General features: G+C 41.0%; 14 protein-coding genes and 1 tRNA gene. 11 read left to right on the forward strand and 4 right to left on the reverse strand.

The window, feature by feature from the left end:
- Position 1 precedes the first annotated feature (1 nt).
- From MS6x_RS03945 to MS6x_RS03975, 7 genes are all read left to right on the forward strand, one after another.
- Positions 2–769 carry an enoyl-CoA hydratase/isomerase family protein gene (locus MS6x_RS03945; protein ID WP_482605463.1) on the forward strand — a complete coding sequence of 256 codons (768 nt, stop codon included), beginning with the start codon at positions 2–4 and terminating at the stop codon, positions 767–769.
- Positions 770–775: 6 nt separating this feature from the next.
- Positions 776–1,846 (forward strand): lactonase family protein, encoded by a 1,071-nt coding sequence (locus MS6x_RS03950; protein ID WP_482605464.1) that lies wholly within the window; start codon positions 776–778, stop codon positions 1,844–1,846.
- A gap of 21 nt (positions 1,847–1,867) precedes the next feature.
- A complete protein-coding gene (locus MS6x_RS03955; RefSeq protein WP_482605465.1) occupies positions 1,868–3,034 on the forward strand; it encodes a CaiB/BaiF CoA transferase family protein in 1,167 nt (388 codons plus the stop codon).
- Positions 3,035–3,058: 24 nt separating this feature from the next.
- The gene (locus tag MS6x_RS03960; RefSeq protein WP_482605466.1) at positions 3,059–4,138 is read left to right on the forward strand and encodes a mannonate dehydratase; all 1,080 of its coding nucleotides are present in this window, start codon (positions 3,059–3,061) and stop codon (positions 4,136–4,138) included.
- 68 nt (positions 4,139–4,206) lie between these two features.
- Positions 4,207–5,247 (forward strand): PfkB family carbohydrate kinase, encoded by a 1,041-nt coding sequence (locus MS6x_RS03965; protein WP_482605467.1) that lies wholly within the window; start codon positions 4,207–4,209, stop codon positions 5,245–5,247.
- Between the two features lie 2 nt (positions 5,248–5,249).
- Positions 5,250–5,936 (forward strand): bifunctional 4-hydroxy-2-oxoglutarate aldolase/2-dehydro-3-deoxy-phosphogluconate aldolase, encoded by a 687-nt coding sequence (locus MS6x_RS03970; protein ID WP_482605468.1) that lies wholly within the window; start codon positions 5,250–5,252, stop codon positions 5,934–5,936.
- Between the two features lie 153 nt (positions 5,937–6,089).
- Positions 6,090–6,983 carry a hypothetical protein gene (locus tag MS6x_RS03975; RefSeq protein ID WP_482605469.1) on the forward strand — a complete coding sequence of 298 codons (894 nt, stop codon included), beginning with the start codon at positions 6,090–6,092 and terminating at the stop codon, positions 6,981–6,983.
- 161 nt (positions 6,984–7,144) lie between these two features.
- Here the strand turns inward: MS6x_RS03975 and MS6x_RS03980 are convergent.
- Both MS6x_RS03980 and mce read right to left on the reverse strand, forming a co-directional pair.
- Positions 7,145–7,218, reverse strand: a tRNA-Ile gene (locus tag MS6x_RS03980).
- Positions 7,219–7,335: 117 nt separating this feature from the next.
- Positions 7,336–7,740, reverse strand: coding sequence for a methylmalonyl-CoA epimerase (gene mce, locus MS6x_RS03985; RefSeq protein ID WP_482605470.1), 405 nt, complete (start codon positions 7,738–7,740; stop codon positions 7,336–7,338).
- Positions 7,741–7,806: 66 nt separating this feature from the next.
- On the opposite strand from mce, the gene rbfA reads away from it, so the two are divergent.
- The 4 genes from rbfA to MS6x_RS04005 all read left to right on the forward strand — a co-directional run bounded on the left by rbfA (position 7,807) and on the right by MS6x_RS04005 (position 11,371).
- Positions 7,807–8,199 carry a 30S ribosome-binding factor RbfA gene (gene rbfA, locus MS6x_RS03990; RefSeq protein WP_482605471.1) on the forward strand — a complete coding sequence of 131 codons (393 nt, stop codon included), beginning with the start codon at positions 7,807–7,809 and terminating at the stop codon, positions 8,197–8,199.
- A gap of 3 nt (positions 8,200–8,202) precedes the next feature.
- The gene (locus MS6x_RS03995) at positions 8,203–9,417 is read left to right on the forward strand and encodes an ABC transporter permease (protein ID WP_482605472.1); all 1,215 of its coding nucleotides are present in this window, start codon (positions 8,203–8,205) and stop codon (positions 9,415–9,417) included.
- Positions 9,418–9,525: 108 nt separating this feature from the next.
- Positions 9,526–10,485 carry a glycosyltransferase family 2 protein gene (locus tag MS6x_RS04000; protein ID WP_482605473.1) on the forward strand — a complete coding sequence of 320 codons (960 nt, stop codon included), beginning with the start codon at positions 9,526–9,528 and terminating at the stop codon, positions 10,483–10,485.
- Positions 10,469–11,371, forward strand: coding sequence for a lysylphosphatidylglycerol synthase transmembrane domain-containing protein (locus MS6x_RS04005; protein WP_482605474.1), 903 nt, complete (start codon positions 10,469–10,471; stop codon positions 11,369–11,371). The genes MS6x_RS04000 and MS6x_RS04005 overlap by 17 nt, the downstream gene beginning before the upstream one ends.
- A gap of 6 nt (positions 11,372–11,377) precedes the next feature.
- Here MS6x_RS04005 and MS6x_RS04010 read toward each other — a convergent pair whose 3' ends face one another.
- The gene (locus tag MS6x_RS04010) at positions 11,378–13,036 is read right to left on the reverse strand and encodes an ArnT family glycosyltransferase (RefSeq protein WP_482605475.1); all 1,659 of its coding nucleotides are present in this window, start codon (positions 13,034–13,036) and stop codon (positions 11,378–11,380) included.
- A complete protein-coding gene (locus MS6x_RS04015; RefSeq protein WP_482605476.1) occupies positions 13,033–13,602 on the reverse strand; it encodes a phosphatase PAP2 family protein in 570 nt (189 codons plus the stop codon). Before MS6x_RS04015 ends, MS6x_RS04010 begins: the two co-directional genes overlap by 4 nt.
- Positions 13,603–13,607: the final 5 nt, after the last annotated feature.

The raw sequence follows: 13,607 nt of genomic DNA on the forward strand, positions 1-13,607 counted from the left end.
GATGAAAAAGACCTATAACACTATCAAACTAAGCATAGATAACAAGGTAGCGGTATTAAGTTTCAACCGCCCTACCCAATTAAACGCCATGAACCGCGAAATGATGAATGAAATCATTGAAGGCATTGAAGCTGTAAACCAAAACGAAGACGTGCATGTTGCGGTTATAAGAGGAGAAGGCCGCGCTTTTATGGCGGGAGCGGATATAAAGGAATATGCCAGTCAAACCTCGGAACAGTTTAAATCGTTTCAGGATTGTGGAATAAAGTTGTACGAAAGTATTGAGAACGCCCCTAAACCTTGGATAGCAGCCGTAAACGGATTCGCTCTTGGCGGCGGTTTTGAAATTGCCCTTTCTTGCGATATGATCTTGGCGAGCGATACGGCCAAAATGGGATTGCCGGAAGTGTTTTTGAGCCTGGTACCCGGAGGCGGTGGCACCCAAAGGCTTATTCAGAAAATAGGCATCAATAGGGCCAAGGAACTCTTGTTTTTCGGCGGCCAACATTCAGCGGAAAAATTACAAGATTGGGGTATTGTAAACCAAGTGATCGCAGAAGAAGAATTTGACACGGAGGTGATTAAATTTGCCGAAAAATTATCCCGAAGGTCCCCGAGTGCGGTCAGCGCATTAAAACAATTGGCGCAATTGAGCCTGTCCCCCATTCCTTTTGAACAAAGAATCGCCGAAGAAGGTAAGGCGGTAACGAATCTGTTCTACAGCGATGAGGCCAAAAAAGCCATTCAGGATTTTGTAGACAAAGCATAAGTGAACATGAGTAATCAAAAAGTACCCTTTTTTATAGGCAGTTATACGGAATATCCCATACCCGGTTTTGGTGGCATAGGCCATGGTATTTATTCGGTTGAACTACACACGAAAACCGGGGAGTTATCAATTAAGAATACCATAAAATCAAGAAATCCAAGTTATTTGGCGATCAGCGATGATAATAAGCACATGTATGCAGTATCCGAGTTGGATGAATCCAGTAACCCTAAGTTGAGGAGTTTCGCAGTTAAGAACGATTTTTCGCTTTCATTTTTGAACGAACGGCCAATACCCGGAGGATATCCCTGCCACATTATATCCAAAGGGAACAACGTAATGGTCGCATGCTATGTCACCGGTAATGTATTGCACTATAGTACCAGGACAAATGGTGAGTTGATGCCGAATGTGACCGAGTTCAAACATTCAGGGTACAGCGTAAACAAGGTACGGCAGGAAGGGCCGCATGCACATCAAGTGGCAGTGCATCCCAATGGAAAAGAAGTATATGTGTGCGATTTGGGTATCGATACGATTAAGGCATACAAACTAGAGGAAAACGTTTTAACCCCTAACCCGACTAAAGACTGCAAAGTATCCGAAGGCAGTGGTCCAAGACATTTGGTGTTCAACTCAGAAGGAAATTGCGCGTATGTTCTTAATGAATTAACAGGAACGGTCGCTATTCTAGAACACAAGCAAGATCGTTTTACCGCAATCAATGATTACACCACCTTGCCTGAAGACTTCAAGGGCGTACCAAGCTCCTCGGCGATACGATTACATCCTAACGGAAAATTCCTTTATACCGCCAACAGAAACCTAGAGGCTATAACAATATTCAGCATTGAGGGTGACGCTTTGGAAACAATCGACTATCAATATACCAATGGGGAAGAACTAAGGGAATTCAACATCACTCCCGATGGGAACTGGTTGATCGCCTGTCATCAAAATTCGCATGATACCGTGGTCTATGCCATAAAAGATAACGGTACATTAAAAGAATACTACAGAACGACCGAAATTTTATCGCCAGTATGTGTAGCATTTAAAATTAGAAACAATACCTAAACCGATTTATCAAATCTAAAAATGAGTACTGAAAATAAAAACCAAGGGCCTTTATCCGGATTGGTAGTGGCGGATTTCACCCAGCTGGCGCAAGGCCCATGGGCAACACAGATGTTAGGCGATATGGGTGCCGATATTATTAAAATAGAGCCCGAAAAAGGCGATTGGATGCGGCACTATGCCTACGGTAATCTGTATCCGAACGGTGAAAGTATTTCGTTCGTGAGTTTCAATAGAAACAAGCGCAGCATTGCCCTGAACCTGAAAGACCCAGAGGGTATCAAGGTGGCTAAACGTATCATTGCAAAAGCTGATATTTTGGTGGAGAACTTCCGTCCGGGAGTTATGGATAGATTAGGCCTTGGATATGAGGAAATCAAAAAGACAAACCCAAAACTGGTATATTGCTCCAGCTCTGGCTATGGTTCATCGGGCCCTTATCTGCATAGGGCAGGTCAAGATTTGTTGGCACAATCCATAGGTGGAGGTTCTGCCCTGAACGGAAAAAAAGGGGATATGCCCGTGGTCACCGCTGTAGGCCAAGCAGATCTACTGACCAGTTTGTTCATTAACCAGGCCATCATGGCTGCTATTTACTCACGCTCAAAAACTGGAAAAGGCCAGAAAATAGAAGCCAACTTATTGAATTCGGTCGTTGGTTTCCATATTCAGGAAGTTACGGCGTACCTGCACAAAGGTGAAAACCCGGAACGCAGTGAAAGCGGTATTCCCAACCCCTGGTTAGGCGCACCTTACGGACTCTACAACACAAATGATGGCTACCTTGCCATTGGAATGAATTCCGTGCAAAAACTGGCTCAAGTTATTGGTTTGAAAAAATATGATTCCGATGCCTATGTTTCCAACAATATTATTGAAATTAGAGATGAAATTAGATTTGCTTTTGACGCTGTTTTTAAGACCAAATCTACTGAAGCATGGTTGAAGATCCTTTTGGAACATGATGTGTGGTGCTCTCAGGTCAATACTTTTGACGATATGGTAAAAGATCCGCAGATACAGCACAATGAAATGATCATTGAAATTGAGCACCCTACAATCGGAAAAGTAAAAACTACAGGATTCCCAGTTTGGTTCAGTGATACCCCGCAGAAAATTTACAAGCCGGCACCTTTGCTCAATCAACATGCCGATGAAATCCTTAAGGAGTTTGGCGATAACAAATAGCATACAAAACCTAAAACAAGTACAATGAAATTAGGATTCGGACTTTATAAACACATGTTAAATACCGCGCACTATAATTTTGCAAAGCAATGCGGTGCTACCCATTTGGTGATTCACTTAGTGGATTATTTTGGGCATAACAAAGGCAAGGCGGATCAACCCATCGGGGGCAAATCAGGTTGGGGCAAGGCCGGTGATCCCGATAAAATTTGGTCTTATGATGAATTGGTAAGTATAAAAAAGGAAATCAACGACCATGGTTTGGAACTTGAGGCCATTGAAAATTTTGACCCCGCGCATTGGCATGACATTCTTTTGGACGGCCCCAAGAAAGAAGCGCAGATAGCCAATTTAAAACAGCTGATCAGAAATGTAGGCAAGGCCGGCATTCCCGTGTTTGGCTATAATTTTTCGTTAGCGGGTGTTTCGGCACGCACAATTGCACCCTATACACGGGGCGAAGCGGTTTCTGTCGGGATGGAAGGTGGTGATGACACACCTATACCCAACGGGATGGTATGGAATATGATCTATGATGAAAATGCTCCCGAAGGAACTTTGCCAAAAATAGACCATGAAGTGCTTTGGAATCGCCTGCAGTATTTCCTTGATGAACTTATACCTGTAGCCGCAGAGGCTGGGGTAAAATTGGCCGCTCACCCGGACGATCCTCCTATGCCCTATATTAGGGATACGCCGCGTTTGGTATATCAACCTGATATGTATCAAAAGCTGATAGACCTAAAACCGAGTCCAGCAAATAATTTGGAATTCTGCTTGGGTTCCATCTCGGAAATGACGGAGGGTGATGTGTATGAAGCTACGGATCTTTACAGCAAGCAGAATAAGATTGCGTATATCCATTTTAGAAATGTTGTGGGCAAAGTGCCCCATTATAAAGAGGTCTTTGTGGATGAGGGGGATATAGATATGTTCCGGATCCTTAAGATTTTAAAAAAGAATGATTTTCAAGGAGTGCTCATACCCGATCACACGCCGCAAATGACCTGTGACGCTCCTTGGTACGCTGGTATGGCCTATGCCATGGGGTTTATGAAAGCGGCGATTTCTTTTTTGGATAATCCTGAAACGAATAAGAGCTAGCAATACTACATAAACCTATATGAGCCAAAAAAACGCGGGAATAAACAAAAATATATAAACAGATTGTAATGAAAAAAGTAGTAACCTTTGGAGAGATTATGCTTCGGTTGTCCCCTCCTGGATTTTTAAGATTTTCACAAACCAATAGTTTTGATGTGGTTTATGGTGGTGGAGAATCCAACGTTGCCGTATCCTTGGCCAATTATGGCGTGCCAGTAGATTTTGTTACACGTCTCCCGAAAAATGATATCGGGGAATGTGCCTTAATGGAAATGCGCAAAAGAGGGGTTAATACCCAAAATATAGTATTTGGAGGAGATCGGTTAGGTATCTATTTCTTAGAGACCGGTGCAGTAAGTAGAGGAAGTAAAGTGGTTTATGACCGTGCACATTCTTCCATCTGCGAGATCAAACCGGGAATGATAGATTGGAATTCGGTGTTCGAAGGTGCGGGATGGTTTCATTGGACAGGTATTACCCCGGCGATTTCGCAAAGTGCCGCAGATGTTTGCTTGGAGGCGGTTAAGGTAGCAAGTGAAATAGGCGTTACCATTTCCACCGATCTCAATTATAGAGCTAAATTATGGAATTACGGAGGTGACCGCGAGGCTATTATGACCGAGCTTACGTCGTATTGTGACATTATCCTTGGAAACGAGGAAGATGCGGAGAAACACTTTGGAATACACCCAGAAGGTCTAGATGTACATAAAGATGGTCATGGCGTAAAAGCGGAAGCTTTTTTATCGGTCTGTAAACAGATGATGCAAAAATTCCCAAAAGCGAAAAAAGTAATTACCACCTTAAGAGGTTCCATTTCCGCATCGCACAATACGTGGGCGGGGGTTCTATGGGATGGTTCCAAGATGTATGAAACACGCCAATATCAAATTACCGATATCGTGGATCGTGTGGGAGGTGGCGATTCCTTTATGGGCGGTTTGATATATGGACTGTTGCAGTATCCGGATGATGATCAAAACGCATTGGATTTTGCGGTAGCGGCATCCTGTTTAAAACATACCATAAAAGGAGATGCCAATTTGGTAACGGTCGATGAAGTTAATAAATTAAAGGGAGGAGATGCTTCCGGTAGAGTAGCAAGATAACTATGGCACAGTATTCCAGAATAGAAGTAGCAACAATAATAAAGGAATCAAGCATGATTCCTTTATTTTACCATCCTGACCTCGCTTTGGGAAAAAAAGTACTAAAGGCATGTTATGATGGTGGTGCAAGGCTTATGGAATTCACGGCAAGAGGGGATTTTGCTTTTGAAGTATTTTCGGAGTTGAACAAATATGCCATTGCAGAGCTACCTGGAATGGTAATGGGTGTAGGTTCTATAACCGATGCTGCAGCGGCATCACTATTTATGCAAATGGGTGCGAACTTTATCGTAACCCCATCATTACGTGAGGACATTGCGGTAGTATGCAATCGTAGAAAGGTACTCTGGTCACCGGGTTGTGGGTCACTAACAGAAATCAATAGAGCTGAGGAACTGGGCTGCGAAATCGTAAAATTATTTCCGGGGGATATTTATGGGCCAGGTTTCGTAAAAGGAATTAAGGGACCACAACCATGGACTAGCGTAATGCCAACTGGTGGGGTAAGTACAGATGTGGAAAACCTAAAAGCGTGGTTTGATGCCGGGGTGACCTGTGTGGGCATAGGTTCCAAACTTATTAGTAAAGATATTCTAGAAAATGAAGCCTATGCAACGCTGGAGAAAAGGGTTCATAAAGTATTAACGTGTATAGCGAAGATTAAAACGGATATGACTAAAAGAAAATAATCCGAGTGAATGTGATTCTCTTGAGTTCAGTTAGACCCTTTATAAGTTCCGAACTGATGAACAATACTTTACATTGGCAAAATATACAGTTTTCACAAACCTAATATTATAATGCCTTTGAAAACAAATAATTATTAGTCTAAATTCAAATAAATGAAGAAATTTTTACGAAATGCAGCAGTATTACTGTTATTTCTCATCGCATCCAGTACAGTAATTTATGCACAGGTAAATGCTATTTTTGCAGGGGGCGCTATTCATGATCCGGCACAACCCTTATCCAACGTAGACGAACTTAGAAACTCTAAATACAATACAGTCATTGTATGGACCATCCATATTCGTGATGATGGCTCACTTAATTTAAATTTTGTAAACGATATTATTGATGCAAATAGTAATTATATCGGAGGAGATGCCCTCAGAAATAGAATAGCTCGTTTAAAACAAGCACCCACCAACATAACCCGTTTAGAGTTCGGGGTCGGTTCCGCAAGCGGACAGCAATTTGATGTAATCAAGAATTATTTTGATCGGGATGGCGGTTTTCCACCCAGCAGCCCTATTTATAAAAGCTTTAAAACATTAAGGGAAACCTTCCCTTTTGTTGACGCCATCAACAACGATGATGAAGTTACCTATGATGTCCCATCTGCGGTTGCTTTCACGAAAATGTTGGCCGGGCTAGGTTTTAAGAATGCCATAGTTCCTTACCGTAACGCCAGTTCTTATTGGGGGCCTTTGGTGAAACAGGTAAACGCCGAGTATCCCGGCAACGTAGATATAAACTATATCCAGTGCTATGCCGGAGGTGCGGACAACGACCCTTGCCAAAGCCAATGGGATTTTGGAATTACCAATGTAGGTGGTCTTTGGGGCGGTCTCGATCAGATGTCTACAACATCAGTAAAAAGCAAAATGACGCAATGGAAAACCGACTGTGGTTTTAATGGAGGTTTTATATGGGTTTACGATAGCTTAATAGACTCGTCCGGTAGCTACTCAGATGCCATAAAAACCGTTATCACTAATTCTTCCGAACACTGAGGCTTTCGCACCAACTAGATTAGCAAATAAGTAGGGAAAACTGAACGTTTTTTAAAGTGAAGATTATATACGCGAAAATGATAACCAAACGTATGTGAGAATTAACACTCCTAGAAACAAAAAAACCCCTCAATTTCTTGAAGGGCTTACTTCTTTGGAAGTGGTCCCACATGGGCTCGAACCATGGACCCCCTGATTATGAGTCAGGTGCTCTAACCAGCTGAGCTATAGGACCCGCAATTTGCGGTTGCAATATTACTACTTATTTTTAATCGATACAAGCAAAAAACCAATGAAGAATTACAAACAGGTGCTGAATTCGATTAAATCGTTAACTCCCAAATATTTAGACCTATTCAGTTATTTCTTGACACAATTCTACTAATACGCCACGTGTACTCTTTGGATGCAAAAAAGCTACCAATTTATTGTCTGCCCCTTTTTTAGGCGTTTCGTTCAATATCACGAATCCTTCTTGCTTTAGTCTTACCATTTCGGCAACGATATCATCGACCTCAAAGGCAATATGGTGTATTCCTTCCCCTTTTTTTTCCAAGAACTTGGCAATGGGGCCATCTTCAGTGGTACTTTCCAACAATTCTATTTTATTAGGTCCATTTTTAAAAAAAGAAGTCTTTACTCCCTCGGAGACTACCTCCTCTTCTTTATAGCAAGCTACACCCAATAATTTCTCATATACATCATTGGCAGCTTTTAAGTTTTTTACAGCAATTCCTATGTGTTCTATTTTCTTCATGTAGAATTTTCTTCGGTATATTTGGCAATACTATCGAAGATACATTATTCTACGTATTTTTGCAGCATGGAAACGCAACGACAACGAAAAATAGGGGGAGTCATCCAAAAAGATATTGTAGATATTCTGCAAAAAGCAGCGCTAGATGGCGGACTTAAAGGCACCTTGATCTCTGTAAGTAAAGTTGCCGTTACTACGGATCTTTCTATTGCTAAAGTATACGTAAGCATTTTCCCCAATGATAAGGCTTCGGAATTAATGGAAGGTATCAAATCCAACCAACCCTTAATAAAGCATGAGCTTAGCCAACGGACTAGAAACCAACTACGCCGTGTACCAGAACTTCTTTTTTACTTGGACGATTCGCTAGATTATATCGAAAAGATAGAAAAATCATTGGAAGGGAAAGAAAACCCTATTGAAAATAGAGACCTGTTGGCAAAAAGAAAAAAATCCTAAGGATTGAATTTCCCCCTCTACATAGCGAAACGGTACATACGCTCCAAGAGCAGCCAAAACGCTGTGAACATTATCAATTTTATTACCTTTTTAGTTATAGTAATAGGTTCGGCGGCCTTGTTCATCGTGCTATCCGGCTTTGCTGGACTAAAAACATTTAGCCTATCCTTTACCGAATCGTTTGACCCGGAACTAAAAGCGCTACCGGCGACCGGAAAGTTTTTCGCTATAAGCCCGGAACAGGAAACGAAACTTACAGCCATACAGGGCATAGCACAATACTCCAAAGAAATAGAAGAGAAGGTATTGCTGGAGCACAAAGGAAAAAATCAAATTGCTTATTTAAAGGGTATAGATTCCAACTACATCAAAGTTACCGGTGTAGACAGTACCATTTATTATGGTGATTGGACCATAAACGAGCAACAAGCGGTCTCCGGCATAAGCATACTTAACAATTTAGGTGTTACCGTAAATCAATTTAGAAGCCCTTTACACATTTATGCAATAAAACCCGGCGAAGGTTCTATTTCACCACAAAGTATGGGTAGCGCTAGCTCCTTATACAATCAGCTGCCAATGGTCATAGGTGGCGTTTATGCTGTGGAGGCAGAGTTGGACAATAAATATGTATTTGCGCATCTACCTCTGGCACAGGCACTCTTGGAAAAAGCACCCAACCAATATTCTGGCATCAATTTTAAATTAATGCCAGGAGCGGATGAAACATTCGTGAGAGCGGCTGTATTGAAAAGTCTGGACAATTCCGTTATCCTTAAAAATAGACAGGAATTAAACGGTACCCTATACAAAATGCTGAACACCGAAAACTTGGCAACTTATCTTATTTTTACCTTAGTCCTGATTATTGCTTTGTTCAACGTGGTGGGCGCTATCATTATGATGATTTTGGACAAGCAACAAAATTCCAAAACACTATACAGTTTGGGAACAACCATCAAAGAATTACGACGTATTTATTTTGTACAAGGCATATTGGTCACCGGTTTAGGTGGATTTATAGGCGTGTTACTGGGTTCGTTACTAATCTGGTCGCAGCTAGCTTTTGAATGGCTAAAAATTACGCCGACTTTGGCCTATCCTGTAGCATTTCAATTTATTAATGTGGGTATAGTTTTGGCTACAATTTTAGTTTTGGGAATCATCGCTTCTAAAATTGCCAGTAGTAGAATCACGAAGAAATTGGTATCTGATTAAGCTAACCTTATTACTCCAATTAAATAAGCGTATCCACTACTGGATTTCAAATCCGAATCAACTTAGGTAGAAAAAACATAACTTTGCAAAGAATCCAAAAATAGCTTAATGGACATTATTACCCCTTCTTTACTCTCAGTCGTAGTGCCATTATACAACGAAGAAGACAACGCGGTACTGTTAACACAAAAGATTCATGAAAGCTTAGTAGGATATTCCTATCAGATTATATATATCGACGATTTTTCTACGGACAGGACAAAACAAGTCGTAAAGGAAATGCAGGACGAAAAAGTGCACCTCATCGAACTAAAGAAGAATTATGGACAAAGCTTGGCATTAGCCGCAGGTATCGATTATGCAGAAGGTGAATATATCATTACCATGGATGGCGACCTTCAAAACGATCCCAGTGATATCCCGGAAATGTTATCCTATGCGGTCAAAGGGGAATTTGACCTTATTACGGGCATTCGTCAAAAGCGAAAAGACTCACTTGTAAAAAAAATACCCTCGAAAATTGCTAATTTTTTAGTTCGCAGGGTGACTAAATTAGATATAAAGGACAACGGATGTGCCCTGAAGGTGTTTACTAGGGATATTGCAAAAGACCTAAATCTTTACGGCGAAATGCACCGTTTTATAACCTTACTCGCCCACTTGGAAGGCGCCCAAATCAAACAAGTTCCAGTAAAACACCACGCAAGGCATGCCGGTGTTTCTAAATACGGCTTGGAGCGGGTTTTTAAAGTAGTAGCAGATATGATGTTGCTCCTTTTTATCCGAAAATATTTTCAGCGACCCATACATCTTTTTGGAATTTTTGGTTTTTTAATGATTATTTTGGGCATACTAATCAACATGTACCTACTTGTAGTTAAAATAGGTTTTGGAGAAGATATTGGAACACGACCATTATTGATGTTCGGTATGATGTTTATTTTGGCCGGCATACAATTGTTTACGATCGGGATTGTTATGGAACTACTTATTCGTACCTATTACGAATCGCAAAATAAGAGACCTTACAGAATTAAAAAAGTTAGTATTGGTGGCACGGCCAAGTAAAGCTATAGCTACCGCAATTAAGCTACTGGTAAGCGGACTTCTGTTCTATTTTATCTTTTCAAAGATAGATATTCACGAAATAGGTACTACGTTGCGCAGTAGCAATCTCTATTACCTATTACTCGCACTGATTTTCTTCATTGCCTCAAAGGGTATAGCCGCGTTCAGATTAAATCTTTATTTTCATCAATTAGAAGTTTTCTTAACCCAAAATAGCAATCTAAAACTCTATTTTCTGGGAATGTTCTACAACCTCTTTTTACCGGGTGGTATAGGAGGAGACGCGTACAAAGGCTACGCCATTAAAAAAAAGTTTGAAGTTTCTGCTAAAAAGGTAGTGAGCGTTTTGGTATTAGATCGGTTGAGCGGCCTCTTGCTCTTGTTCGTTTATGCGTGCTCCTTATTGCTCCTACTTAATCAGGAAACAATTGTGGCCTTGACCCCGCTGTTTATCGCAGCCATCCCGATTTCCATTCTGGTGTTTTGGATATTGAACAGACAATTTTTTAGTTATGTACTCCCTGTGTTTTGGAGATCGGCAACCTACTCCGCTCTTGTACAACTGGCACAGCTAATAGCTGTTTGGTTCATCATGAAATCACTTGGTATAGAACTTAACGAAATTGCCTATCTGGTGATTTTTCTGGTATCCTCCATTGTATCCGTGATTCCACTCACTATTGGCGGTATTGGAAGCCGGGAAGCGACGTTCTTCTATGGAGCAGCACTACTAGGACTAAACGAAAATACTTCCGTTGGTATTAGCGTAATATTTTTCCTGATTACCGCTTTGGTATCGCTTCTGGGTGCTTGGTATCACTTTAAAAAGATAGACTTGAAAACAATAGAACCCGGCATGCCGAGTTCATCCGATGGAAAACTATAGGCCAGTCTAGTACACATGTATCAAATACATCTGATTCAATACCTTATGCCGTGTATTGGGATTTAAAAACTTTGCTTGCAAACGGGTTATACGAAAGTGATCAACAGAGTATTGGGTATCCCAATCCAATCCGGAGTTCCGAAGCTGTTCCAGCTCTTTTTCATTGGCATAAACCCAAACATCGTGCTTGTTCTGGACTTCTTCTAGCGTCGTAATTTGAACAGGATATTGATTATAAAAATCTAAAGACCAAGTATACGCTTTGCCAATCTTATAAATATTCTCTACGGATATGTTCTGCTCCCTTACCACTTTGGCCATAGCCGAACCTCCTTGATACTTAAGTAAATTGGGATAAAAATGAAGATTCAGTACTATATTCAATACCAATGAAGCACATACCGAAACTGTAATTAGCCGCGCAAATCTGCCCTCACCTTTTAAACAAAAATACATTCCAATTCCTACAACTGTCATAATACCAATGGATAAGGGTACACTGGTCAACTTGAATACGAAATAACAAATAAGTGCCGATGCAATGAACACGATACTAGCAATTAAATACTGGCCGATCAAAAACCGCTTAATGGCTTTTGTCTTTTGATTACTGTATAAACCAAACATAAATGAAGCGGTAAGTACCGAAAAAAGAGGAATGGTCACATTTAAGTAATGTGGTAATTTAAATTGTGCAAAACTAATCAGTATAAAAATAAGGATGATACCCCCTGTGGTCAGCAACTCTGCATTTGGCCTACGAGCAAATTTTAGTTGAATAAAACTTCTAACCTTCGAAGTTAAACCTGCAATTGCCAAGATAGTCCATGGTATAAAAACCCATAAAAAGGTATGGAAAAAGAAGAAGTAATCGCTACTGTTCTTACCAACCCCCTCCCCGCTCAAGCGCTCAAAGCTTTGTTCCCAGAAAATGAAAAAGATACCACTTCGGTCAGATTTCCCTCTGATAATCTTTTCTGGGTGCATGTCAAACTGATGGTAATATGCATAAAGCATTGGCGATATGACAATACCGAACATGACTAGGGCAGCAAGTACTTTCCAAGTTAAAAAGACCTTCCAGTTTCTTGTATAGGCCAGATGGCATAAAATGGGCAACCCTATAACCAAAAGCGCTATCTGACCTTTGGTAGAAAAAGCAATACCGGCACCTAAAGCACCCAATAGAATAGCCCCTAACCTGCCCTTTTCTATGTAGGTTACCAATTGCCAAATAGCAAAAATGGTAAAGCCGGTTAGCACCGCATCGGTACGGACGTCTATCACGCCCAATACTATGGTCTGGGCGGTCATAAAAATAAGAGCTGCCAATTTCCCTGTCTGTTTGTTATATAATAGGTTTCCAAGACCGTAACAACTTAAGGCCCCTAACAGCGTTGCCAGCAGACCCGGAATCCGATAGGCCCAATCGTGAATACCGAATATTTTATAGGAAAGGGCAGCAAGCCAATAATGCATGTGGGGCTTATCCAAGTACTCGTTGGGTCCTTTAAACAAATTTAAAAAATCGTTCTCCTGAACCATGCGCATGGCCATTACGGCAAACTGCGCAGAGTCGTTCTCCATAAGTGTTACGAACATCCCGCCAATGTAAACCAGGAGGACTAAGCCAATTAAAAACCAGTATCTTAGATTGGATATCATAAGGAGAATTTCCGGAGTGCAAATATAAATAACTTTGAAAACAACCAACCAAAGAGGCTTCCTATGAGTGCACCGGTAAGGATATCCAAAGGAAAATGAACGCCAATATACACCCTGCTATAGGATACCAAACCGGCCCAAATTAGCAAAATAAAACTCGCATTCTTTAATTCCGACTTTAAAATATGCCAAAAGAATACGGCTAAAGCGAACGAGTTGGCCGCATGAGCAGAAAAGTAACCAAACTTACCACCACAGCGGCTTTTAACCAGTCGCATGACATCTAAGAGTTCGGGATCATGGCAAGGTCTTAGACGGCCAACACCATACTTAAAAAAGTTGCTGAGCTGGTCTGTTACCGTAATCAATAATGCAACGGACACAACCACAATGACAGTTCTTTTGAGACCGTATTTAATATAGGACAACAACAATAAACAAACATAGATAGGAATTGCACTGCGTTTATTCGACACAAACTGCCAAAATGTGTCCCAAGATGGTGTACCCAACCCGTTCAAATACAAGAACAGTTCCCGGTCCCATTGTAGCAAAACATCTACCATATTTT

This window comes from Maribacter sp. MS6 (assembly GCF_056839185.1).

Bases quoted from the DNA above. Each gene is read 5' to 3' on its own strand.
- MS6x_RS04000 (WP_482605473.1), top strand. From the start codon at position 9,526: ATGGACATTATTACCCCTTCTTTACTCTCAGTCGTAGTGCCATTATAC.
- MS6x_RS03975 (WP_482605469.1), top strand. From the start codon at position 6,090: ATGAAGAAATTTTTACGAAATGCAGCAGTATTACTGTTATTTCTCATC.
- MS6x_RS04015 (WP_482605476.1), bottom strand. From the start codon at position 13,602: ATGGTAGATGTTTTGCTACAATGGGACCGGGAACTGTTCTTGTATTTG.
- MS6x_RS03950 (WP_482605464.1), top strand. From the start codon at position 776: ATGAGTAATCAAAAAGTACCCTTTTTTATAGGCAGTTATACGGAATAT.
- MS6x_RS03960 (WP_482605466.1), top strand. From the start codon at position 3,059: ATGAAATTAGGATTCGGACTTTATAAACACATGTTAAATACCGCGCAC.
- MS6x_RS03965 (WP_482605467.1), top strand. From the start codon at position 4,207: ATGAAAAAAGTAGTAACCTTTGGAGAGATTATGCTTCGGTTGTCCCCT.
- MS6x_RS03955 (WP_482605465.1), top strand. From the start codon at position 1,868: ATGAGTACTGAAAATAAAAACCAAGGGCCTTTATCCGGATTGGTAGTG.
- mce (WP_482605470.1), bottom strand. From the start codon at position 7,740: ATGAAGAAAATAGAACACATAGGAATTGCTGTAAAAAACTTAAAAGCT.
- MS6x_RS04010 (WP_482605475.1), bottom strand. From the start codon at position 13,036: ATGATATCCAATCTAAGATACTGGTTTTTAATTGGCTTAGTCCTCCTG.
- MS6x_RS03945 (WP_482605463.1), top strand. From the start codon at position 2: ATGAAAAAGACCTATAACACTATCAAACTAAGCATAGATAACAAGGTA.
- rbfA (WP_482605471.1), top strand. From the start codon at position 7,807: ATGGAAACGCAACGACAACGAAAAATAGGGGGAGTCATCCAAAAAGAT.
- MS6x_RS03970 (WP_482605468.1), top strand. From the start codon at position 5,250: ATGGCACAGTATTCCAGAATAGAAGTAGCAACAATAATAAAGGAATCA.